At 70.8% G+C, this 24,383-nt stretch carries 12 protein-coding genes; 5 read left to right on the forward strand and 7 right to left on the reverse strand.

Features of this window, described 5'->3' with window-relative positions; all coding sequences use genetic code 11:
• Window positions 1-153 precede the first annotated feature (153 nt).
• Together OG447_RS28515 and OG447_RS32340 are read right to left on the reverse strand one after the other, a co-directional pair.
• The gene (locus OG447_RS28515; RefSeq protein ID WP_266940304.1) at window positions 154-507 is read right to left on the reverse strand and encodes a hypothetical protein; all 354 of its coding nucleotides are present in this window, start codon (window positions 505-507) and stop codon (window positions 154-156) included.
• Window positions 508-512: 5 nt separating this feature from the next.
• Entirely contained in the window at window positions 513-7,355 is a 6,843-nt protein-coding gene (locus OG447_RS32340) for a restriction endonuclease fold toxin (RefSeq protein WP_323181871.1), read from the reverse strand.
• Between the two features lie 816 nt (window positions 7,356-8,171).
• On the opposite strand from OG447_RS32340, the gene OG447_RS28530 reads away from it, so the two are divergent.
• On the forward strand, window positions 8,172-12,434 hold the full coding sequence (locus tag OG447_RS28530) for a ricin-type beta-trefoil lectin domain protein (protein WP_266940305.1): 4,263 nt from the start codon (window positions 8,172-8,174) through the stop codon (window positions 12,432-12,434).
• A gap of 69 nt (window positions 12,435-12,503) precedes the next feature.
• On the opposite strand, the gene OG447_RS28535 is transcribed toward OG447_RS28530, so the two are convergent.
• The gene (locus tag OG447_RS28535) at window positions 12,504-12,881 is read right to left on the reverse strand and encodes a MerR family transcriptional regulator (protein WP_266940306.1); all 378 of its coding nucleotides are present in this window, start codon (window positions 12,879-12,881) and stop codon (window positions 12,504-12,506) included.
• 116 nt (window positions 12,882-12,997) lie between these two features.
• On the opposite strand from OG447_RS28535, the gene OG447_RS28540 reads away from it, so the two are divergent.
• Complete coding sequence (locus tag OG447_RS28540) at window positions 12,998-14,071, forward strand: alkene reductase (protein WP_266940308.1); 1,074 nt, start codon at window positions 12,998-13,000, stop codon at window positions 14,069-14,071.
• 16 nt (window positions 14,072-14,087) lie between these two features.
• Here the strand turns inward: OG447_RS28540 and OG447_RS28545 are convergent, their stop codons facing one another.
• Together OG447_RS28545 and OG447_RS28550 are read right to left on the reverse strand one after the other, a co-directional pair.
• Window positions 14,088-14,807 (reverse strand): 3'-5' exonuclease, encoded by a 720-nt coding sequence (locus OG447_RS28545; RefSeq protein WP_266940309.1) that lies wholly within the window; start codon window positions 14,805-14,807, stop codon window positions 14,088-14,090.
• Between the two features lie 164 nt (window positions 14,808-14,971).
• Entirely contained in the window at window positions 14,972-16,246 is a 1,275-nt protein-coding gene (locus OG447_RS28550; RefSeq protein ID WP_266940310.1) for an SAV2148 family HEPN domain-containing protein, read from the reverse strand.
• Between the two features lie 285 nt (window positions 16,247-16,531).
• On the opposite strand from OG447_RS28550, the gene glgX reads away from it, so the two are divergent.
• The gene (gene glgX / locus OG447_RS28555) at window positions 16,532-18,646 is read left to right on the forward strand and encodes a glycogen debranching protein GlgX (protein ID WP_266940952.1); all 2,115 of its coding nucleotides are present in this window, start codon (window positions 16,532-16,534) and stop codon (window positions 18,644-18,646) included.
• On the opposite strand, the gene OG447_RS28560 is transcribed toward glgX, so the two are convergent.
• A complete protein-coding gene (locus tag OG447_RS28560; RefSeq protein WP_266940311.1) occupies window positions 18,631-19,941 on the reverse strand; it encodes an MFS transporter in 1,311 nt (436 codons plus the stop codon). The two genes, glgX and OG447_RS28560, sit on opposite strands and share 16 nt — an antisense overlap.
• Window positions 19,942-20,044: 103 nt before the next feature.
• Here OG447_RS28560 and treY point away from each other — a divergent pair, with 103 nt between their 5' ends.
• The gene (gene treY / locus OG447_RS28565) at window positions 20,045-22,318 is read left to right on the forward strand and encodes a malto-oligosyltrehalose synthase (protein ID WP_266940953.1); all 2,274 of its coding nucleotides are present in this window, start codon (window positions 20,045-20,047) and stop codon (window positions 22,316-22,318) included.
• 187 nt (window positions 22,319-22,505) lie between these two features.
• Window positions 22,506-23,942: a M14 family zinc carboxypeptidase gene (locus tag OG447_RS28570; RefSeq protein WP_266940955.1), complete on the forward strand. Its 1,437-nt coding sequence runs from the start codon at window positions 22,506-22,508 to the stop codon at window positions 23,940-23,942.
• On the opposite strand, the gene OG447_RS28575 is transcribed toward OG447_RS28570, so the two are convergent.
• Window positions 23,909-24,382: a GNAT family N-acetyltransferase gene (locus OG447_RS28575; RefSeq protein ID WP_323181872.1), complete on the reverse strand. Its 474-nt coding sequence runs from the start codon at window positions 24,380-24,382 to the stop codon at window positions 23,909-23,911. The genes OG447_RS28570 and OG447_RS28575 overlap by 34 nt on opposite strands.
• Between the last annotated feature and the right edge of the window lies 1 nt (window position 24,383).

Genomic DNA, 24,383 nt, shown 5'->3' on the forward strand with positions numbered 1-24,383 from the left:
TCAATTCGCCGAACTGGTCGACTCTCTCCATCATCGAAATGACATCTTGCATTTCAGAATTCAGCGGGACTATTCCACCTGCTGCACCAGCCACCACAGAAGGCGACTTGCCCTGAGGCGAAGCGCGGCGCGCAACGTCAGATCGCGAGATTCTTAATGGATGGATACACGCCCATTCGCTACCTGCCACCTACCGGAAGGGCCGCCCTCGTCATCGTCCACGAAGAACGCTCCCTCCAGCTCAGGAATCAACTCCGCGATTCTCTCCAGCTGATCAAGGACAAGCTCCACGCCCCCGCCCTTCATTGACGCCCCGAAGAACGCGTGGGCGATCCAGTTGATCTCTCTCTTCTGGTACAGCCACCCATCCATATACAAGGCGACCGTTTCTTCGGTCAGATGGAACTGCGTCCCCCTGCTCCTGTACTGCACTACGACGTCCCGGATCACGTCCAGGTCGCTGTAATCACAGTCCAGGAACCCTCGCACATTGAAGTACTTCGACACGGCGATCAGTCCCCAAATCCGGTGCGGACAATCCCGCCCTTACCCTCGATGTAGCTTCGGACATCACGGTGGACGCCATACTTGAACCAGAATTCAGCCCTCACGCCCATCTCGTCTGCACTTGAGAGAGTGGCCTTGATCTGATTTCTCGTCGACTTACTCAGGAAATTCTTGGGCCGATTGACTGCCGTCCACGTCCGCTTCACCTGAATTAGCGCGTCGCTTGTAACGGCGTCGACCTCACGCCCGTTAATCATCTGCGACGTACCACCCGTGCGCGCCCTCACCTGGTCTTCATAGTGCACATCGGCGGCTTCCCTCATCTTGCCTTGGCCCACCAAGTCGCGCACTTGGTCGGAGGCTTTCATTCCTCCGCAGTTATGGACAAGGACCGGCGTCGCGCCCGCCAGCACATAGTACGTGTGCAGGTCGGCGACGGTGAGGTTGTGCGTCGTGACGGCGTGCGGGTAGTTGCGGACCGAAGTGACCGTCAGGGTGGTGCCGTTGGGCTGGCGGAGGTGCTCGCCCTGCTTGAGCTCGCCGGCGTCGACCCACTGGTTGCGGGATTCGCTCCAGTACGGGTGGTGGTAGGTGGAGGTGAGCTCGGCGGGCGGGCCGCGGGGGTTGGCGTCGTCGGTGAGGGTGAGGTCGGTGAAGTCCTTGTCGTCCGGTGTGGTGATGGTGGCGGTCACCGTCTTGGGTGCGGTTTCGCCGGTCTGTGGGTCGGTTGCCATGACGGTGTCGCCGTCGCGGACGTCCTCGATCGACTTCTTGGTGCCGTCGGCCATCAGAACCCGGACACCCGCCGGGAAGCTGTTGCACTCAGTGACGGTCGAAGAGGTGTCGGAATCGCCGCCCTTGCCTGACTCCGCCTCGCCCTTGGCTGTGTCTGCCTCGCCCTTGGTTGCTTTCGCCTCGGTACCAGCGGTGTCGCCTGCCGATTCCTTGGCTGCTTTCTCTTCCGCTGATTTTGTTACTTTGGCCGCTGCCGCTGCTGCTTCGTCCTCGGCCTTCTTGGCCGTGGTGAAGGCTTCCATCGCCTGGGCGGCCCTGCGTTCGCCGGCGTTGATGGCGTCGTAGGTCTTGTTGAGTTCCTTGTAGATCTGGAAGGCCTTGATGCCGACCTTGATCGCCTTGAAGAGCTTGCCCCAGGGAACCGCGTTGAGGGCGGTGTTGATGCAGGCCATGACGTCGCCCTTGGTGAAGCAGTCACGGGCGTCGTTGTAGCCGATCAGGTCGCCGATCAGGTCGACGACGGCGGACTTCAGTTCATCGCGCTTCTTCTTGGCCTTGACGACTTCCCCGTTGGCCCGGTTCAGTGCCACCTGCTGAGGACCCGGTCCGGCAGCCCAGCCTGCGATGGAAACGTCCCGGCTGTCGGCGTCACGCATTTCATCGGAACAACTACTCCCCTCGCAACTGAAGGCAAGGAGACCACTCGGGTCCGACGAGTTGACCGGGCTGTTGTTGGCGTAGGCGTACGCGTTCCACTGCTGGGGGCTGGCAGCGTCGATGATCGGGTCCGGGCTGATGAAGCGGCCCGTCGTCGGGTCGTACTCGCGGGCCCCGAGGAGGGTGAAGCCGGTTTCCTTCTCCTTGGTGCCGCCCACGAAGCCCTTGTCGCCCGCCCAGCTGCCGGGAGCGGGCTGGGTGCCGCGTTCGTTGCCGAAGGGGTCGGCCGGGCGACGGACCTGGGCAAGGTCGGTGGCGTCGAACTGGACGCCGTTGGTGCCGTGGTGGTCCGAGGACTGGTAGCTGAGGGTGGAGGTGCCCGCGGTGGTGGTTCGGGTGATGGACAGGCCGCCGGGGGCGCCGTACGTGCGGACGTCGGAGACCTTGCCGGTGGCGGTGTCCAGGGTGATCTGGTCGGTGCCGAGGTTCAGCATGGTCTTGCCGGGGTCTCGGCGGATGAGCTGGTTGCCGCCCGTGTCGTACAGGTAGCTGGTGCCCGCGCTCTCGCCGGTTCCCGTGATCTTGTCGAGCTTGCCCTGGCCGTTCCAGTCCAGGGTCCTGGTGCCCGGGGTGCTGGTGATCGAGGCCGTGTTGCCGGTCGCGTCGTACGTGTACGAGGTGACCTTGGTGCCGGCGGTGCTGGTCTCGGTGGAGGTCAACAGGGCGTGCGGCCCGCCCGTGCCGCCGCCCGTCTTCGGGTCGGAGGAAGGGGTGTTGGGGTCGGCGCCGAAGGTCTGGGTGACCGTCGTGTCCTTGGCCGCGTTGCCGGTGACGTCCTTCTTCACCAGCTTGGTGCGGTTGCCGAGCTTGTCGTACTCGTACAGCTGCCAGTACGGAGCCGGCCCGCCCACGCTGGGCTTGCCGGTGCCGTCGACGGCCGGGCCGCCGCTGTTGGCGCAGCCGCCGATGCCCCGGACGCTGGGCTGGGGTGCTGTCGTGGCGGTGCCGGTGTCGGTCCAGGCCTGGGTCAGGCGGCCGAGGTAGTCGGTGGTGAAGCACTGCAGGTCGCGGGCCGCGCCGTCCTGTGTGCTGCTGATGGAGGTCAGCTGACCGACCCGGTTGTAGGTGTAGTCGTTGACGTCGACGCTGGCGGTCGCCGCGGTCTGCTTGTCCAGGGTGGAACGGATTGGGCGGCCGGTGGCCTGGTCGTAGTCGGTGGTGGAGACCACCTGCATGCCGGTGCCACCGACGGTGGTGCGGATGGCGCGGCCGTAGGGGTCGTAGCGCATGTCCACGACGTACGGCGTGCGGGTCTCCTGCTCCCCCATCTTGCTGCCGAGCGAGGTGAACTTGCCGGCGATGTCGCTGCCAAAGGTCAGGGTTTCCTTGTCCAGCCCGGCTTCTGCGATGGCCGGCAAGGTGGTGGTCTTGAGCTGACCGTACTTGTCGTAGGTGTTCGTGGTCTCGTACGTGCCCTTGAGACCCTTCTCGACGGCCGGAATGGTGATCTTGGTGCCGAGTGGGCGGTACCCCCCGTCGTAGCCGGTCACCTCGGAGACGTAGGCGTTGCCGGAGGCTCCGCCGACGTAGCGGGTGGTGGTGGCCGGCTTGCCGAGGGCCTTCGTGTCGTAGGTGAAGGAGCCGACCTGCTTGGCCGGGTCGACGGCCGTACCCTCGAACGTGGCGACCGTACGGCCGAGGAGGTCGGTGACGGTAGTGGCGCTCTTGCCCCGGGCGTCGGTGGCGGTGACGAGGTTCTTGCTGTCGTCGTAGACCGTGGTCGCAGTGCCCGAGTCCGGGTCGGTGGTCTTCACCGTGCGGCCGAGGAGGTCGTAGGCGAAGGTCCACTCGTTGCCCGCAGGGTCCTTGCGGCGCAGTTCCTGGCCCTGGGTGTTGCTCTCGTAGGTCGTCTCGTCGTAGGTGCCGGTGGGGGTGTTGCTCTTGTACTGGCGCAGCATGGAGGTGGTGCCGTTGGTGATGCTCGCCGTGGCGTAGCCGCCGGTCGGCGGGATCGTACGGACCTCATCGGCGCCCGGGTACTCGGTCTTCGAGCGCCACTGCTCGATGCCGTAGGACTGGAAGACGGAGGCGGTGGAGCGGCCGAGGCCGTCGAAGACGGAGACGGTCTGCGCAGGGATCTTGCTGTCCGGGTTGACGCCGCCGTTGGGCAGGAACAGCGCCGCTCCGGGGGCCTTCTCGTCGTTGTAGTAGGGGGCGCTGGTCTTGACCTGCCAGCCGTGTGAGTCGAACACGGCGTCGGTGACCATGCGGCCCTTGACGCCGGAGGGCGTGTGCGCCTGCGTCTGGCGGACCCGGCCGAGGCCGTCGTAGATGGTGTAGCTCGCGATGTACGCGTTGTCGTTCATGAGCGTCTGGCTCAGAACCGTGGACGGCGCGTTGGTCCCGTTCATCGCGTACGAGAACTTGCGTACGGGCGGGTCCGTGTCCCGGTTCTGGCCGGGCTGCCAGACGGCGACGACGCGGCCGAAGGCGTCGTAGCCGCGTTCGGCGACGTGCCCGTTCTCGTCGGTGGTCTTCATGGGCAGGGCGCGGCCGGTGTCGAGGGTGGTGACCGTCTTCCAGCCGAGCGGGTTGGTGTGGGTGACCTCGTAGGGCAGGGCGTTGGGCAGGGCCCGGTATTCGGTCTTGGTCACCGCGCCGTCGGGGTGGGCGGCGTCTTTGCGGACCTTGTTGGTGGTGGTGGTGATGCGGCCGTATACGTCGTAGGCGGAGGTGATGTTGAGGCGGTATACGGGCTTGCCCGCGCCGTCATACTTCTCCAGGACCTCGGTGCCCGTCTGGTCGGCGGTCGCGCCGGACTGGCCGAGGGGGAGGTTGTCGAAATAGGCGCGGGTGTCGCCGACCGTGTTGGCGGTGGTCGGGGTCTGGCCGCAGGCGCCGGAGAGGACCAGGGTGCGGGAGGCGAGCTGGGTGAGGCCGCCGCCGGGGCCGGCCGCGTACTCGAAGGTGGTGCACAGGCGCTGGTCGGGGCGCGACAGGTCGCTTCTGTCGTCGACCTGGAGCGGGCGGGAGAGGAGAGTGTTGTCGTAGGTGGAAGTGCGTTCGCTGGTGCGCCAGGTGCCGTTGGCGAGCTTCGCGCGGCTGGTGACCTTGGCGGTGTTCAGGGCGCGGGCCGTGATGGGGGGCATGCCGCCCGACTGCGCGCGGGTCGCGGTGATCGCGCCGAGCCACGGGGTGGTGACCTCGTCGGCGATGACGGTTCCGCCGTCGCGGTCGTAGGTCTGGGACTGGCGGACGAAGCCGGACAGGACATCCTCGTCCTTGATGCTGCCGCCGTGGGTGTCCGAAACCGACACGTTGCGCTTGGTGCCGTTGGAGAGGGCGTCGCCGTCCATTCCGCGCAGGAACGTGGCGACGCTCTTCGTGCGCGGGGCCTCGGCCTCGTTGCCGTTGCCGGTCTTGGTGGTGACGGTGGCGTAGCCGCGGAACTGGTCCCAGGTGCGGGTCTTGGCATCGGCGGACTCGGAGTCGTTGCGGTGCCAGGCGATGCCGCCGCCGTACTCGTACTCGGTGACCGTGCTGACCTGGCCGGCCACCATGTCCTGCTGGGTGACGGACTGGACGACGATCTTGTTGAACCAGTCGTTGACCGGGTCCGGGTAGGACTGGCCGGGCAGGTACCACTTGACCGGCATGCAGGACATCGTGTTGCTGTCCTCGGAGGACGGCATCGTGCTGTTGACCCGGGAGCACTCCGGGGTTTTGTAGACGACGTTGATCCGGCCGCCGGTCTCGGTGGTGATCGCCTGGATGCGCGGCCGGTAGTAGCGGGGCGCGGACGCGTCGGTGCCGTCGGGGCGCCTGACCAGGCCGTCGACTCGGTTGGGCATCTGCAGCGGTGCGAAGGACACGGCCGGGAGCGTCTGCGCGGCCCTGGCGTTGGTGGCGGTGCGCTGGACGGAGTCGAGCCACAGGGTCGGCGAGGTGCCGTCGCCCGGATCCTGGAAGGACTGGTTCAGGGCGTAGGAGTCGACGGAGCGGTAGCCGCCGGTGCCGAAGACCTCGGTGTCGATCTTCGTCAGGCGCTTGGTGGAGAAGTAGGTCGGGGAGAGGTTCAGGCACTGGCCGGTGGCGGCGCATTCCTGGTCGACCGGGGTGTCGGGCCAGGACTTGGCGTTGGCTTTGGTGCGCTGCGCCGGGTCACAGGTGATGGCCCCGCTGGGGAGGCAGCGTTCGGCGGTTCGCAGCCACACCTGGGCGGCGGTCTTGGCGGTGCCCTTCGCCGCGATCTGGTCGGGCAGGCGCTGGCCGTAGCCGATCCAGGTCGGGTAGGAGCCGCGCTGGTAGAGGGTGGACGTGCCGGTGCCGTTGTTCTGGCCGCCGCCGCGCCCGTAGTGGTTGCTCTCCTGCTCGTAGCGGTAGGTGATCAGGTTCTGGTGCGGGTCCACGACGTAGTCGAGGTTCCACTGCCAGCCGAGCTGCTGCCATGAGCCGTTCGCGGGTGTCTGGGCGCCGAGGCACTTGTCCTGGCCACTGTTGAAGTAGACGGGGACGGTGGAGACGGACTTGGCCTCGGGGTCGGTGCCGTCACCGCCGGGGAGCCGGTTGGAGCCGAAGTAGTACTGGGTTCCGTCGGTGGTGGTGACCTTGAAGGCCTCGCCCTTCCAGGCGGAGTTGCGCTGGCCGGTCAGCCGCTCGATCTTCGTGCCGTCCTCGCCCTGGAGGCGGTACGTGCATGTGGTGTCGTCGCGGACGATCTGGCCCGCGTGGCCCGCCAGGGAGAGGGAGAGGATGTCGCCAGCCCAGCACTCGTCACCCGAGTCCTTGATGCCTGCGTCCTTGCAGCCCTTGTACGAACGGGAGATGGAGCCGGGGCTCCAGTCCCAGCCCTCGCCGATCGGGCCGGCCTGCGCGTTCGTGGATGCGGTGCGGCCGTCGATGGACGAGGAGTCGTATCCGAGGACGATGCTCGGTGCCGCTCCGGCGATGGCCGAGGGGACCTCGGCCGTGTAGCCGTAGGTGAAGTTCGCCGCGTTCGCCCCGGCCTGCCAGGAAGCGGACGGCAGCAGCGGGGTCGCCGTGAAGTCACCGCTGGCACCGGACGGGCCGGGCTCGACTGCCAGGGCCACGCTCTGCGGGGGCGCCAGCGGCACCTGGCCCGCACTCGGGGTACTGCCGGTGGACTGGGGCCCCAGTACGGAGACGGCAGGCGGCTTGGGTACGTCGACCTCGGCCACCAGGCGTCCGGAGCCGTCGCGCCGGGCGGCGACCGGGGTGCGCGTCGTGCAGCCGTCGGCCCCTGGGGTGGTCAGGGCACAGGCCGGAAGCTGGACCAGGCGGGCGCGGTCGGCCCAGTTGGCCCCGGCGGACCTGGCCCACTCGGAGACGTCGAAGCCGATCTTGACCTTGCCCGCCGGAGCGGCGGACGCGGCGTCGCTGAGGGAGACCAGGGCGCCGTTCACGCCGGCGGCCCGCGTCAGGGTCTCGTCCTTCACCTCGACGCGCAGCGCGCCCTCCGTGCTGCTGCTACCCGGAGCCGCTACGGAACCACCTATTGGCTTGTTTGCGATATTTCCTGGCGCAATCCAAATAGGTAGAGATCCAGCCTTGGCCAAATCGCCACCGGCAACGGCCGAGAGGGGTGATTGAGGGCCTTTCAGCACCACCGTCGCTTTACCGGACGGGGCCCTTGTGTTCGAATCTGGCAGCCACTTCCGGCCGGTCGGCGCGGACTGGTCGGGCGGCCGCGCATCCGAGCCCTTCACCGGTTTGGCCTCCGGCAGCGGGGTGTTCGGCGGCACCCATACCGCGGGTGGCTTGGCAGCCGCCTGGACTGCCGGAAGGCCTAACCCGGAGAAGAGAACGGCGAATACGGAGACCGCCGCGACACGCGACCGGCCGGTGCGCGAGCGCGCGAAGAAGCCACCCCGACGAGACAACTGGATCCCCCCCACAGGACACAGACAGGGGGCCCTTGCCGAACCGGCGGACCCCAGTTCGAACGCACCTTACGGATCACGCGTTCGAAAAATCACCGGATTCTCACATTCCTCTCACGTGACTCATGTCACGCATAGGACATCTCGTAATTCTGATGCCAAAAACGGCACGGGAATCTGACGAACTGTTGACACGATTGCAGGCGTGAAGGGAATGTGCGCCTGTCGTCTGCCCGTGCGCAGCCCCAGGTCGCCGCTCACCGCACCCCTCACAGCGAGGAATCCACTTTGAGGCCGTTACTGCTCCGTCCATGGACCCTGAGACCCGGCATTTCCCTCCGACAGCGGGTCTCCGGCCTGTCGATGCTTCCTGTGACGGGCATCGCGGTGTTGTCCCTCGGCTCCGGCCTGCTGGCCACCCCGCCCGCGTTCGCCGCCGATGACCGCGGCCACGGCCCCGCAGGCAGTGCCTGGCCCGCGCCCCCGCCCAAACCCCCGCTCACGGAGCAGGACAAAGCCCTGCTCCACGCGCAGGAGCAGGCCAAGGCGAGCGGGAAACCGGTGCTCGTCAGCCACCTGACGACCGCGACCTCGCAGACCTTCGCCAACCCCAGCGGCTCACTGACCGTCGACTCGGCCTCGGCTGTCGAGCGGGTCAAGGGCACGGACGGCAGCTGGAAGCCGGTCGACGCCACCCTCCGCAGCAACCCTGACGGGTCCGTCGTACCCACCGCGGTCCCGTCCGCGCTCAGCCTCTCCGGCGGCGGCACCGGCCCGATGGCGACCATGACCACCGCAGACGGCAAGAAGCTGGCCGTCAAGGCTCCCTTCCCGCTGCCCAAGCCCACGCTCAACGGCAACAGCGCCCTCTACAGATCCGTGCTGCCGGACATCGACCTGGAGCTGAGCGCGAACAAGCTCGGCGGCTGGCGCCAGGTGCTGATCGTCCGTACGGCTCAGGCCGCGGCGAACCCGGCCCTGAAGAAGCTGAGGCTCGGAGTCGAGGCCGAGGGCCTGAACGTGAGCAGCGACGCCGCGGGCAACATCAGCGTGACCGACCACACCGGCCGGCCGCGGTTCTCCAGCCCGCCGTCGACCATGTGGGATTCGGCCACCGAGGCACCCTCGGCCGCCGCGAAGTCCGCCGCCGCAGCTACTCCGAAGTCCGCGGCCGCCTCAGAAGGGCAGTCGGTCCAGTCGACCCGGTCCAGCCCGGACGGCCCCGGAACAGACGCGACCGTCGCGGACGTGGCCGTCACGGCGAACGCGCAGAGCATCGAACTCGTCCCCGACGCCACCCTCCTCAGCCGGGGCACCGGCCCCTGGTACATCGACCCTGGGGTCAACCCGGTCGCCGACAACAGCACCCAGGCCTGGTCCCAGGTCCAGGAGGCCTACCCGACGGCCAACGGGTTCAACAGCACCGAGTACGGACGGGACCAGCCCGCCGCCGGATACTGCGGATACAAGATCGGAAACCCTCCCTGCACGGGCATCGGCAAGACGCGGGCCTATTTCCAGATCGGAGTCAACTCCAGCCTCTACAACGCCGAGGTCATCAACGCGAACTTCCACGCGACCGTGGTCACCTCCTCCAGTCCGGACACGGTCACCTCGATGGGCCTGTACTCCACCAACGCCATCGGCAGCCCCACCAGCTGGGAACGGCAGCCCTGCGACAAGAACTCGCACATGGGCGGGTGCACCAAGGTCGGTGGCATCAACATGTCCGGGACCGGTGACATCCACTTCAACGTCAAGGACCTGATGGCGACCGCCATCAGACACCAGTGGCCGACGGTCACCCTGGGCCTGGCACCGGACAAGGAGGACGACAAACTCCAGCGCCAGCGGTTCAACAACACCCCGCACATAGCCGTCGAGTACGACATCACCCCCACCGTCTGGTGGCCCCGCACCAGCCCCACTCCCGGGTTCGCCGGTACCGGCTCGTACGCGGAGTGCCAGACTCCGGGCACGGCGCAGCCCTGGGACAACCCCGGCTGGGTCGGCGCGAACAACAACATCACGCTGACCACCAACACCTACTCGGCGACCGGAAGGCAGCTCTACACCGGCTTCCAGATCTGGGACGACGACAACAACGGCCAGAGCACGTTCCCCGGAACCGGCTGGAACGGAAGCTACGGTCCCGCGACTGTGGACGTCGGCCCGCTGACGGACGGCCACCAGTACGGCTGGACCGCCCGCACCACCGATGACACGCTCACCAGCACCGAAACTCCCTGGTGCTACTTCCGCGTCGACCGCACCCCGCCCACCGCTTCCGTCACCTCCACCGACTTCCCCGCCTCCGGCACCATCGGCGCCCACCCCAAGCTGGTCGGTCAGGAAGGCACCTTCACCCTCACCGGCGCCGACCCGGCCCCTCCCGCCGGAGGCCGGAGCTCTGGCCTCGCCTGCGCCCGCTGGACCACCGACCCCGTCAAGGCCGCCGCCGGCTGGAAGTGCACCGACACCGAAACCGGCGTCGTCCCCCTGACGGAAGGCAAGGCCACCATCAAGGTCACGCCCCCGCGCTGGGGCACCAACTTCGTCTACCTGCAGACGCAGGACAACGCGGGCAACATGTCCCAGCCCTACGTCTACAGCTACTACGCCCCGTCCGACCCCGATGCGGGCAAAGCCGTATTCGGCGACGTCAACGGCGACCACAAACCCGACATTCTGCTGCCTGACACGGCCGGCGACCTCCGCAAGATCGCGGGAGGCGAGGACCCGTACAACGCGGCCAGGGCGGACATGAAGGCCGCTCCCGGCAGCACCGGCAACTGGAACAACATCCAGATCAGCCATCGCGGAAGCCTGGGCTACAAGGTGGTCGACGACCTCATAGCCCACCAGCCGAACCAGCCGAACCTCTACCTCTACACCAACGACAACAACGGCGGCTGGTTCGACGGCAAGGCACCCAGCACCGTGGGCAAACCGAGCCAGTGCGTCACCACCGCCGCCGTCACCATCGACTGCGCGGCCCACGGCTACGGCGGCGACTGGTCCAAGGTCACCCAGATCGCCGCCTTCGGCTCGGTCACCGGCGACAGCGGAACCAACCCGAACAACCTGCCCCGCACCTCCCTGCTGTTCGTCGAGAACGGTCGGCTCTGGCTCGGCACCGCCGGCGACACTGACCAGCTCTCCACCCGGGCCGTCCTGCTCTCTGCCGACGACACCCGCTGGAACGACTACGACCTGATCGCGCCCGGTCGCGCCCAAGGCACCGACTTCCCGACCTTGTGGGCCCGCTCGAAGGCCGACGGCACCCTGCACGCCTTCTCCGTCAAGGGCACTGCCCAGGCACCCGACCTCACAGGCTTCACCGATCCCGCCGCCGGCCTGATCACCGGAAGGATCGACCCCAAGTCCTATCCCCGGGTCGGCTCCGACGGAGACACCTCGGGCGACGGCATCCCCGACCTCTGGGCCGTCGACACCAACCAGCAACTCCTCGCCTTCCATGGCACGGGCACCGCGCCGAACGGCAGCTCCGCTCCGTACCCCGCCGTCACCGGCATCGACCCCGCAGGCATCACACTGGGCAATCTCAACAGGCCCACCGCCCAGTGGAAGCTCACCGGCCGGAACTCCGCCGGTGCCACAGAAGACGCCGTCTCCAACAAGAACCCCGCCACCCCGGCCGGCATCTCCTGGCCCACCGAGACCATCGGCGGCCGCGAGACGCCCTACGCCGCGTTCAGCGGGCCCGGATCCACCATCACAGCTACGAGGCCAGCCGTCGACACCCGTAAGAGTTTCACCATCAGTACCTGGGCCAAGGTCGACGGCAGCGGCGGTGTCGTCGCCAGCCAGGACGGCACCAGGAGCAGCGCGTTCTTCCTGTACGCCGACAGCGTCGCCTGGCGGTTCGCGCTGGCGCAGGGTGACACCGACGGCCTCGTCTACGACTGGTCCGTCGCCGCGGTCAACGACGCAGGCCGCTTCGTCCCCGGCGCCTGGACCCGCCTGACTGCGGTCTACAACGCCGACACCGGGCTGATGAGCCTGTACGTCAACGGCGTCCTCGCCAGCACCGGCCACCACCAAGCCGCCACCAGTCCCGCCCCGAGCGGCCCGCTCGTCCTGGGCCGGTTCAAGTCCGACGGACAGCCTGACTACTTGGGCCCCGGCCTCACCGGAGGCGTGAGCAACCTCGCTGTCTACCCTTACGCCGCCTCCGTCACAGCGCCCGGCACCAGCGGCCCCATCGCGCTGACGGCCTCGGCCGCCCACTGCGCCGACAACGACCACAGCCGCACCGAGGACGGCAACAAGATCCAGATCGCCGACTGCAACGGCACCGGCGCCCAGAGTTTCCGGATCCGCGACGACGGCAGCGTCCAGGTCCAGGGCAAGTGCCTCAACGCAGTCAACGGCGGTACCGCGAACGGCACCCTCCTCGAGCTCATGACCTGCAACGGCGGTACCGGCCAGCAGTTCCTCCCGCGAGCCGACAACAGCCTCTACAACCCCGTCTCGGGCCGCTGCGTCGACCTCGACCGCTTCAACACGACCACCGGAACCCAGCTCTGGCTCTACGACTGCAACCACAGCGACGCCCAACGCTGGACCATCCCCACCCTCGGCACGGCGCCCCTGCCCGTCCCCGCCCCGTAGACAGCCACACCGTGCGCCGCCGGGCCGTCTCCCTGTTGCGGGAGGCGGCCCGGACCCACGGGGCCCCCGTCACCCGGCCCCGGCCCGCCCCTGTTGGGCTCGGTGGGCGCGGGCTGCGGTCATCAGGGTGTCGAGGGTGTCCCTGGTGCGCAGGAGGTCGGTGATGTGCGCCGAGAGGCGCTCGCGCTCCAGAGCCATGCGCTCCAGCGCGGAGTCGGAGTTCTCCTCGCTGGGCGCGTCGACGCAGGGCAGCAGTTCGGCGATGGTGCGGCTGGACAGGCCCGCGGCGTAGAGCCGCTGGATGAACGCGACTCGCTCGGCCTCGTCGTTCGTGTAGTGCCGCTGCCCGCTGGGGCTGCGGGTGCTCGTGAGCAGCCCCTGCTCCTCGTAGTAGCGCACGGACCGGACGCTGACTCCGGCCCGTGACGCGAGTTCGCCGATCCGCACGGTGCCTCCAGGTTGTGGGCTGAGTCACAATATCTTGCCTCTGACGTCAGTGTCAGGTTCTAGCGTAGCCGCAGTGCCCGAGGCGCGGGCACTGCGGAACGCGAAGGAGTCCTGGCATGACGACCCTCTTCACCGGATACCGGCTCGGTGACCTGACGCTGCCCAACCGGGTGGTCATGGCCCCGATGACCCGGGTCCGGGCCGCCGCCGGCGGCCTGGCGACCGCGTCGATGGCGGCCTACTACGCCCAGCGAGCCACGGCCGGGCTGATCGTGAGCGAGGGGGTGCAGCCGAGCGCGGTCGGGCAGTCCAACCCGGGTACACCGGGGCTGCACACCGACGCGCAGGTCGAGTCATGGCGCCCCGTGACCGCCGCCGTCCACGCCAACGGCGGACGGATCTTCGCCCAGCTCATGCACGGCGGCCGGGTATCGCATGCCGACACCACCGGTCTTCAGCCGGTCGGGCCCTCGGCCGTGCCCGCCGTCGGCGACGTGTTCACCCCGGGCGGGCCGCAGCCCGCTCCGACTCCGCGCGCGCTGGACACCGCCGAGGTGCCCGAGCACGCGCGGTCCTACGCCCGGGCCGCCCGCCGCGCCGTCGACGCGGGCTTCGACGGCGTGGAACTGCACGGCGCCAACGGCTACCTGATCTCGCAGTTCCTCTCCTCCAACGCCAACCTGCGCACGGACCGCTACGGAGGCCCGATCGGCAACCGGATCAGGTTCGCCGTCGAAGCGGCCGCCGCCACCGTCGAGGCCGTCGGCGGGGCCAGGACCGGCATCCGGCTCTCACCGGGCGCGAGGTTCTGGGGGGTCGAGGACGCCGACGTCCGCGAGCTCTACACCGCGCTGCTGACCGAGCTGGCACCCCTCGGGCTGGCGTACGTGCACCTCGAAGCCACCGCCGACGAAGAGGTGCTGGTCGCCCTGCGCCGGGCGTGGCCGGGCACCCTCGTCATGAACCCGGTGCTCCCGATGGGCCCGAAGCAGGCCGGCCGGGACGACGCCGACCACTGGCTCGGCCTGGGCGCCGATCTGATCAGCTTCGGCCGCGCCTTCCTCGCCAACCCCGACCTGGTCGAGCGGCTGCGGCGCGGGCTGCCGATCGCCCCCGCCGACGAGGCCACGTACTACCAGGGCGGCGACGCGGGCTACCTGACCTACTCGGCCCACCAGTACACGGCGTGACCCGCGCCCCGTCCGGTCAGGGGGTCCGCGGGCGGGGTATGAGCGGCCAGGCCGCTTCGACGACCGCCTCGGGGTCCACGGTGCGCCGCAGGTAGCTCTGGAGGGAGACCGACTGCTCGGCCGCCGCCCGCACCTGGAGCTCCTGGAGATCGGCCAGGGTCATCGCCCCGACGGGCCGGTGCCGCTCCCCCATGCGGCGCACCACCCGGGCGGCGGCCACCGCGTCGGCCCGCGCGTCGTGCGCGTCGTCGAGGGACACCCCGTAGTGCTCGCACAGCGCGTACAGGGCCCGCTTGCCCTTGCGGTACTTGTCCACGTGCTTGTCGATCACCAGCGGATCGATGACCGGCGAGGGTACGCCGCCCAGCCGCTCGCTGACCGTGGCGACCGCGTGCCGCCGGCACTCCCGGTCCAGCAGGGACAGGTCGTACCGCGCGTTCATCACCACCAGCGGCGTCCCGTGGCGCAGTCCCTCGGCGACGGCCCGCGCGATCTCCTCGACGGCGGCAGCCGCCGGCACGCCGTACGTGCGGGCGTGCTCCGTCGAGATGCCGTGGATCGCCGACGCCTCCTCGGGTATCGCCACTCCGGGGTCGAGCAGCCAGGTCCGCTCCTGTGCGACCGTTCCGTCCGGGTCCAGCCGGACGACCGCCGCAGTGACGATGCGGTCGCTCTCCACGTCGGTGCCCGTGGTCTCCAGGTCGAAGGCGGTCAGCGCTCCGCTGATCCAGCTCATCGCGTCACCCCCCGACGCCCCCGGCCGCCCCAGGCCCCGTACGCCTCACCACCGTGCCAGTCCCCCATGCCCGCGCCCTTCCCCCCGTACCCGTACCGTTCGGTCAACGGCTTTCAGCCTGCCACGGGGCACTGACAAGCCGGACCACGCCCCCCGTGACCCCGTCAGGACACCGGCCGGGAGTCCTCCCACACCGACTCGAACTCCTCGCGGTAGGTCGTGAACAGCCCGTGGTCCGCGTCCTTCGGTACGCCGCGGCCCCCGCCGCGCAGCACCAGCACCGGCGCCTCCATGCCCCGCGCCCGGCGCAGGTACGACTGCACCACCGCGATGCCCGAGGACTCCCCCTCCACCAGGTAGGCGGTGAAGCGCGGGGTCTCGTCGAAGACGTGGATGTCGAAGCGCGAGGGATCCCGCAGCCCCGCGCGCACCCGCCGCACGTGCAGGATGTTCATCTCCACCGATCGGCTCAGCTCGCCCTTGCGCAGCCCCAGCTCCCGCTCGCGGCGCTTGACCGCACTGCTCGCCGGGTTCAGGAACAGCAGCCGGACCCGGCAGCCGGCCTCCGAGAGCCGGACGAGTCTTCGCCCCGAGAAGTTCTGGACCAGCAGGTTCAGGCCTATGCCGATGGCGTCGAGGCGCCGCGCGCCGCCGAAGAGGTCCTCCGCCGGGAGCTGCCGCTGGAGCCGCACCCGGTCCGGGTGGACCGAGATGACGTCCGCGTACCGGTCGCCCACCAGGTCCTCGACGGCGTCGATGGGCAGCCGGTCCGCCGACGGGCTGCCCGCGCCTCCGCCCAGCACCTCCAGCAGCCGCGCCGAGGCCCGCTCGGCCTGCTCCAGCACGGCGCGCGACAGCGCCCGGTTGCGGGAGACGACGTTGCGGGTGACCTCCAGCTCGTCGAGGGCCTGCTCGATCTCCCGCCGGTCGTCGAAGTACGGTTCGAAGCAGGGCCAGTGCTGGACCATCAGCTCCCGCAGCTGCGGGAGCGTCAGGAAGCTCAGCACGTTGTCGTCGGCGGAATCGAGCAGGTAGCCCTTTCGCCGGCTGACCTCGCGCACGGCCACGGCCCGCTGCACCCACTCCTGCCCGGCGGGACCCGCGGCGGCGACCACCCAGTCGCCCCCGCCGTGCACCGGCTCGTAGACCGGCCGCAGCACGGCCCCGACCACGGCCCGCAGCCGCTGTTCGATCAGATTGAGCCAGATGTAGGCCCGGCCGGCCCGCTGCGCCCGGGTCCGGACCTCGCTCCAGGCGTCCGCGCCCCAGTCCAGTTCGACCCCGGTCCGTGCGCCCGCGGCGCCCCCGGCCGTCGCCGGCCCGCCCGCCAGGGAGACCGCTCCGGCCGGAACTCCCCCGGAGACACCTCCTGGGGCGTCCGCCGGGCCGCCCTCGTGACCGCTGTCACCAGGGGGCAGCTCCAGACCTCCCGAGCTCACCCGTGCACCGCCTTCTGCGTCTGGACGCCCGTCTCCAGTGATCACGGAAGGGTACTCCGCGCGCGCGTCCCGGTGCAGCCCGATGGCCCGTACACCGGCTGTCCGTTGACCCATTATCCGATGCCCAGACAGTCCGCTGACCCGCATATCAGCTCTCCGGGTCACCCGGCAGGAGCATTGCAAGTCCACGCGTGGGGCCCCTCTTTCGGGGAAGATCTGGCAGGGACGTGGTCCACGCCGGATCAGCCGGGACATCCTCCGACACCGAGGGAAGAGTCGTTGTCTATGCAGGTCTGGCCGGGGCAGGCGTATCCGCTCGGCGCCACTTACGACGGCGCGGGCACCAATTTCGCGGTCTACTCCGAGGCCGCCCGACGCATCGAGCTGTGTCTCCTGCACGACGACGGCTCGGAGACGGCCGTCGAGCTGCGCGAGACGGACGCCTTCGTCCGGCACGCCTACCTGCCCGGCGTCATGCCGGGCCAGCGCTACGGATTCCGCGTCCACGGCCCCTACGAGCCCGAGCGGGGCATGCGGTGCAACGCGGCGAAGCTGCTGCTGGACCCGTACGCGCGGGCGGTCAGCGGCCGCGTCGACTGGAGCGAGGCGGTGTACGGCTACCACTTCGGCCGGCCCGACTCGCGCAACGACCTGGACTCGGCCCCGCACACGATGAGCTCGGTCGTGGTCAACCCGTACTTCGACTGGGCCAACGACCGGCCGCCGCGTCACGAGTACCACCACACCGTGCTCTACGAGGCGCACGTCAAGGGTCTGACCATGCACCATCCGGACCTCCCGGAGGAGCTGCGCGGCACGTACGGGGCGCTCGCGCACCCGGCGGTCATCGGGCACCTCGTCAAGCTCGGGGTGACGGCGCTGGAGCTGATGCCGGTGCACCAGTTCGTCAACGACCACCGGCTCGTCAACGACGGCCTGAGCAACTACTGGGGCTACAACACCATCGGTTTCTTCGCCCCGCACAACGGCTACGCCTCGGGCGACCGGGGCCAGCAGGTGCTGGAGTTCAAGTCCGCGGTCCGGGCCCTGCACGAGGCGGGCATCGAGGTGATCCTGGACGTGGTCTACAACCACACGGCCGAGGGCAACCACCTGGGCCCGACGCTGTCCTTCCGCGGGCTGGACAACGCCTCGTACTACCGGCTGTCGGACAACATGCGGCACTACACCGACACGACCGGCACCGGGAACTCGCTCCTGATGCGCTCCCCCCACGTGCTCCAGCTGATCATGGACTCGCTGCGCTACTGGGTCACCGAGATGCACGTGGACGGCTTCCGCTTCGATCTGGCGGCGACGCTGGCCCGCCAGTTCCACGAGGTGGACCGGCTGTCCTCGTTCTTCGACCTGGTGCAGCAGGATCCGGTGGTCAGCCAGGTGAAGCTGATCGCCGAGCCCTGGGACCTGGGCGAGGGCGGCTACCAGGTGGGCAACTTCCCGCCGCTGTGGACCGAGTGGAACGGCAAGTACCGGGACACCGTACGGGACTTGTGGCGCGGGCAGCCGCGCACGCTGGCGGAGTTCGCGGGCCGGCTCACCGGCTCCTCGGACCTGTACCAGGACGACGGGCGGCGCCCGCTGGCGTCCATCAACTTCACCACCTGCCACGACGGTTTCACCCTCCACGACCTCGTCTCGTATGACGAGAAGCACAACGAGGCCAACCGGGAGGGCAATCGGGACGGCGAGAGCCACAACCGGTCCTGGAACTGCGGGGCGGAGGGGCCGACGGAGGATCCGGAGATCCTGGAGCTGCGGGCCCGCCAGATGCGCAACTTCATCGCCACGCTGATGCTGTCGCAGGGGGTGCCGATGCTCAGCCACGGCGACGAGTTCGCCCGCACCCAGGGCGGCAACAACAACGCGTACTGCCAGGACAACGAACTGTCGTGGGTGCGCTGGCCCGAGCCGGGCAAACCGGCGCCCTCGCTGCTGGAGTTCACCCGGCAGATGGTGTGGCTGCGGCGCGACCACCCGGTCTTCCGGCGGCGCCGGTTCTTCCACGGCCGGCCGGTGGAGGGCACGCACGACGAGCTCTCGGACATCGCCTGGTTCACCCCGCACGGCGAGGAGATGCGGGCCCGCGACTGGCAGGCGCAGCACGCGCGGTCGCTGACGGTGTTCCTCAACGGGGAGGCGATCTCCGAGCCCGGCACCCGCGGGGAGCGGATCACCGACGACTCGTTCCTGCTGATGTTCAACGCGGGCGCCGATCCGCAGGACTTCACGGTCCCGGCGGGGCACGGGGCCGAGTGGCGCCTGGTCGTGGACACGGCGCGGGCGGACGTACTGCCACCCGGCACCGGGCCGCAGTACGCGGCCGGGGACCGGGTGGCTCTGACGGGGCGGTGTCTGGTGGTGCTTCAGCGCCCGGCGTAGGCGGTGCTCCCGCCCGCTGCCGGGGAGGCCTTCGGTGGCGCCGGGACGAAGGCACTGCCGTGCCTGCGGTCGGCGGGCACCCGGGTGACGAGGGCGAGGGCCAGGCACAGTGCGGCGGCGCCGACGGCCACGGCGAAGGCCCCGGCGGGCCCGTACCACTCGGCGAGGCGGCCGGAGACGGCGAGGGCGATGGCCTGCCCGGCGACCAGGGAGCTGGCGGCGAAGGCCATCGACTCGGCGAGCCGGGCCGGTTCCACGGCCCGCTCGGTGAGGGCGAAGGCGGTGATCAGGTGCGGGGCGTAGGCGGCCCCGAGGACGGTGACGACCGCGTACAGCGGCCACAGGGCCTCGGTGAACAGCAGCGGCACCGAGAGCACCAGCGCGGCCGCGGTGGCCACCCGCCAGCGCAGGCGCAGGCCGAAGCGCGCGGGCAGCGCGCCGAGGGCGAGGCCTACGGCGGCACTGACCACGCCCATGGCGGCGTACACGATCCCGGCCTGTCCGGGGACGCCCAACTGGGCGGTGAGGGCGGCGATCCCGGCCTGGCAGGCGCCGAACATGGCGCCCTGCAGGGCGAGGGAGCCGCGGACGGCGTGGACCACCGCGGGCTGGCGGGCGCGGCCCTGGCCGCCCCGCGCCCGCTTGCCCCGCGCCCGCTCGCCGCGCGGCGGCGCCGGGGACCCGGCCGTGACGGCGGCGGTCGGGTGCAGGGCGTAGGCGCTGGCGAAGACGGCGACGAGGGCGGCCGCGCCGCCGAGGGCGAAGGCCGGGTGCGCGACGAGCGCAGCGAGTCCGACGAGGGCGGGTCCGAAGACGAACGAGACCTCGTCCAGGGTGCCTTCGAGCGAGTGGACGGCGCCGACCACGCTCTCGTCGGCCCGGGCGCGGTGCGCCAGCGCGACGGAACGGGTCCGGGCGAGGGGTCCGATCAGCGGCACGGAGGCGCCGGTGGCGGCGCCGATCGCGGCGAGCGGGACGCTGTCGAGGCCCGCGAGGGCCCCGGTGACGAGGGCGGCGGTGGCGACGGCGTTGACCGCGGCTGCGGTCAGGACGACGGGCCGCTGCCCGTGGCGGTCGGCGAGCCGGCCCAGGACGGGTCCGAAGACCACCTGGCCGGCCGAGAGGGTGCCGCCCACTATGCCGGCGGTGGCGAGGGAGCCGCTGGTCTGGGCAACGAGCAGGACGCTCCCGAACTGGGACATCGCGACGGGCAGTCGGGCGAAGAACGAGATGAGGGGGAGTAGGGGCCCGGTCAGGGCGATGACTCTTCGATAGGTGTTGACGGTTCCAACCACTTGAGGCACCTTAACCCGGTGCAGTCACCCGGATGCATTGGGTCATGGCACGGAATCCGGCAGGCTGGGTACGTACGTTCTCATGAGCCAGCCGCTGTCACGCATGCAACCGGAAACTGATGTTCCGACACCTGTCACTCCGGCGTCGACCTACCGCCTCCAGCTCGGTCCCGAGTTCTCCTTCGCGGCGGCCGGGGCGGCCGTACCGCACCTGGCCTCCCTCGGCGTGTCACACCTGCACCTCTCCCCCGTACTGGAGGCGGTGCCCGGCTCGGCCCACGGGTACGACGTCACCGACCACTCCCGGGTCAGGGCCGAGCTCGGCGGCGAGGAGGGCCTGCGGGAGCTGGCCCGCCTCGCCCGGGCGCACGGGCTCGGACTGGTGCTCGACATCGTGCCCAACCACATGGCGGTACCGACGCCGCTGCGGCTGAACCGGCCCCTGTGGGAGGTGCTGCGGCACGGGCCGGACTCCCCGTACGCCCGGTGGTTCGACATCGACTGGGAGGCGGGCGGCGGACAGCTGCTGCTGCCGGTGCTCGCCGGCCCGGTGGACTCCTGCGCGCTGGAGGCCGACGGGGAGGTCCTGCGGTACGGGGAGCAGGAGTTCCCGCTGCGCGAAGGGACCGGCGGACTGGAGCTGCCCGAGCTGCTGGCCGCGCAGTGGTACCGCCCGGCCTGGTGGCGGGAGGCCCGTACCGACCTCAACTACCGGCGGTTCTTCACCATTTCGGAGCTGATCGGGGTGCGGGTGGAGGACCCGGAGGTGTTCACGGCCACCCATGCGAAGGTGCTGGAACTGGTCCGCGACGGGGTCGTGGAGGGCCTGCGGATCGACCACGTGGACGGTCTGGCCGATCCGCGGGAGTACCTGCGGCGGCTGCGGGCCGCGGCCGGCGAGGGCTGCTGGGTGGTGGTGGAGAAGATCCTGGCCGGGCACGAACGACTGCCTCCCTCCTGGCCGGTGGCGGGAACCACCGGGTACGACGCGCTGCACCGGGTGGACGGGGTGTTCACGGACCCGCACGGCGCCGCCGAACTGGCGCTGCGCTACGCGGAGCAGACCGGGACCCCGCAGTGGGAGCGGACCGCCGAGGCAAGCGCCCGCGAGGTGCTGACCTGCGACCTGGCCGCCGAACTGGCTACGCTGGAGCGGCTGGCCGGACCGGAACTGAAGGCAGCCGTCACGGAGTTGCTGGTCTCCTACCCCGTCTACCGGCCCTACCCCGGCGACCCGGAGCCCGCGCCACAGGCCCTGGAGCGGGCCGCCGCGGTGGCGGGATCGGCCGCGGTGGCGGGCGTACGGGAACTGCTGCTGCGGGACCCCTCCTTCGCCGCCCGCTTCGCCCAGACCTCGGCGGCCCTGCGCGCCAAGTCCCTGGAGGACCGGGCCTTCTACCGGTACGCGCCCCTGCTGTCGGCCACCGAGGTCGGCGGGGATCCCGGCCGCCCGGCCGTACCCCCGCGGGAGTTCCACGCCTACTGCGCCGCGCTCGAACGGGACTGGCCCGGCTCCGGGACGGTGCTCTCGACGCACGACACCAAACGCAGCGCCGACGTCCGGGCCCGCATCGCGGTGCTCTCGCAGGCCCCGCACCTCATGGACCCTGCCGCCGGCCCGGATGCCCAGCTCGCCTGGGTGGCCCGGCAGACCGCGCTGGGCCTCGGCGAGGTCCCGCAGGCCGCGCCCCGGCTGGCCGGAGCCCTGCTCAAGGCGGTCCGCGAGGCAGCCCTGCGCACCAGCTGGACCGAGCCCGACGAGGCCTACGAGGCGACCGTCGCCGGGTACGCCCCGCGCCCCCTCGACCTGCCGCCCGAGCTCGCGGAGGCGGCCCGCGCCAACCTCCTCGGCATGGCCCTGCTGCACCTGGCGATGCCCGGGGTCCCCGAGGTCTACCAGGGCGCCGAGACGGAGTACCGGGCCCTGGTCGACCCGGACAACCGCCGCCCGGCCGAGTTCCCGCGCCGGGCGCTGGCCCGGCTGGACGCGGGGGCCGCGCCCCGGGACCCGGCCGAGGAGAAGCTGGCCCTGACCGCCGCCCTGCTGCGGCTGCGCCGGAACCGGCCCGGCCTGTTCACCGGCTACGCCCCCCTGACCGCCCGGGGCCCGGCCGCGGAGCACTGCCTGGCCTTCGCCCGCCCGCCGGGGCTGGTCGCGGTGGCCACGCGGCTCTCGCACCGGCTGGCCGGGGCGGGGGGCTGGCGGGACACCGTCCTGCCGCTGCCGCCCGGACGGTGGACGCCGCTGCCGGTGGCCGACGGCGCGCACGGGCTGCACGGGTCGCGCGGCGCGCACGGGGCCTCGTACGAGGGCGAGGTGCCGCTGGCCGGACTGCTCGACGCCCTGCCCGTCGGGGTCCTGCTCCGCGACGACTAGGGGGTGTCCGGGGGACGGGTCGGGGGAGAGCAGCGCGCAGTCCTCGCCGACCGCGCCCCGGACCATTTGGCCGGGGCGAGGACGATCAGGCCGGGCGAGGCGTTGGCCAGGGGATTCCAGGTGGGTCGCGGGAACTGCGGAGCCCGCGGAGCAGTAGGCGGTGTGCGCGGCGGGCATGGCATCCCTTGTGACTCTCCTCCGCGACATGTGCTATCCCACCCCTCATGAACTCGCCCTGGCCGCCCGCGCCCTGGCGGACGAACACCCCGGCCTGGTCCGGCTGCGGCAGGCCGGAACCTCCCGGGGCGGGCAGCCGCTCTGGGTGCTGTCCGTCGCCGCCGCCGACGCCGCGGTCAACGGCCTGCCCGGGCAAGGGCAGGCGCGGGGCCAGGCGCAAGGGCACGGGCACGGGGCCGGACGCAATGTCCTGGTCGTCGCCGGGGCCCACGCGAACGAGCCCGTCGGCGGGGCCACCGCACTGTCCCTGGCCCGCCGGCTCATCCACGACCCGGCGCCGCGCGCCGGCTGCGGCTGGCACTTCCTGCTCTGCGCCGACCCGGACGGCGCGGCCCTGCACCGCACGCCCCGCCCCTATTCGCTGCTCGACTACCACCGCAACTTCTTCCGGCCCCCCGGGCCCGAACAGCCGGAGTGGGCGCCGTCTTTACTGCCCCCGGACCGGCTGCCGCCCGAGACCCTGGCCCTGACCGCCCTCATCGACGAGCTGCGGCCCGTCCTCCAGGTGTCCCTGCACGCGACGGACCTCGGCGGGTCCTGGGTGCAGCTGACCCGCGACATACCCGGCCTCGCCGAGCCCTTCGCGAAATCGGCCGCGGAACTGCGCATCCCGGTGGAGACCGGCGCCTCGGACGCGGCCGGCTGGCCCTCCCCCGGGCCCGGGATCTACGTGATCCCGGAGCCGGGGAGCGAGGCCGCCGGAGCCTTCCACCCGGAGGACACCCGGCTCAGCACCTGGTACCACGCCCACCGGTACGCCGGTACCACCGCCATCGTCGAGGTCCCCATGTGGGCCTCCGACCTGGTGGACGATCCCGCCCCGCACCCCGACCCGCGCGGCGCCCTGCGCGTTCTGGCCGGCCGGCTCACCGAGGACGCCGCGCTGGTGGCCGGGGTGCGGGAGCTGATCCGGGGCGCCGAGCCGCCGCCGCACCGGGACCCCGACGCGGCGCCGCTGCTGCGCGCGGTGGACTGGACGCTCGCGCTGATCCCCCGGATCGCCCTGGAGTGGAGCGGCCGCGGAGCGCCCGCGGAGGCCACGGCCGCGTACATCGCCGGGATCGACGCCTTCGGGCGCCGCCTGTCGCTGCGCGCCGCCGCGATGCTGCTACGGGTGCTGCGGACGCGGGGCCATCCGGCGGCGCCCACGCTCGACCGGCTCGTCACCGGCTGGTGCGAGGGGTTCACGGCCCGGTTCCAGGCGCGCTGGGTGCCCGTGGCCACCCAGGTGGAACACCAGTCCCGGACGGTGCTGGCCGCGTACGCGCGCCTCGTGGATCCCGAGCCCGGTCCCGGGACCCGGCCCCCGGGACCGGCCCCGGCGGAACCACAGGCCGCGGCCCCGCCGGCCGTTCAGGACGCGGCCGGGCCCACGGCCAGACCGTAACGGCGCTTGGGGTGGCCGGTGGCGCCGAGGCGGTCGTAGAAGCGGATCGCGCCCTCGTTCCAGTCGGGGGTCTGCCACTGCACCTGTTCGACGCCGAGCTCCCGGGCGAGGTCCCGTACGCCGTCCATCAGGGCGGCGCCGAGGCCGTGGCCGCGCGCGTCCCCGGCAAGGTAGAGGCAGTCCATGTGGAGGTAGTGGCGGGCGTCCCAGAAGGCGAACTCGGTGGAGCAGGCGGCGTATCCGGCCACCGCCCCGTCCGGGGTCTCGGCGAGCAGCACCCACAGCGCAGCCCCCTCGGCGAACAACTGCGGGCCGAGCCGGTCGGCGAGGTCCGGGGGGCGGGGTGCGGACTTCTCGTACGCGACGTGCTCGTGGATGAGTTCGACGAGCCGGGGCAGGTCCTCGGGGCGCGCGCGGCGCACGACGGGCGTGTGTTCCATG

Source organism: Streptomyces sp. NBC_01408, assembly GCF_026340255.1.
Taxonomy (GTDB): domain Bacteria; phylum Actinomycetota; class Actinomycetes; order Streptomycetales; family Streptomycetaceae; genus Streptomyces.

Coding starts and splice junctions, on each gene's coding strand:
- OG447_RS28540 (WP_266940308.1), top strand. CDS start 12,998: ATGACGACCCTCTTCACCGGATACCGGCTCGGTGACCTGACGCTGCCC.
- OG447_RS28545 (WP_266940309.1), bottom strand. CDS start 14,807: ATGAGCTGGATCAGCGGAGCGCTGACCGCCTTCGACCTGGAGACCACG.
- glgX (WP_266940952.1), top strand. CDS start 16,532: ATGCAGGTCTGGCCGGGGCAGGCGTATCCGCTCGGCGCCACTTACGAC.
- treY (WP_266940953.1), top strand. CDS start 20,045: ATGCAACCGGAAACTGATGTTCCGACACCTGTCACTCCGGCGTCGACC.
- OG447_RS28575 (WP_323181872.1), bottom strand. CDS start 24,382: ATGGAACACACGCCCGTCGTGCGCCGCGCGCGCCCCGAGGACCTGCCC.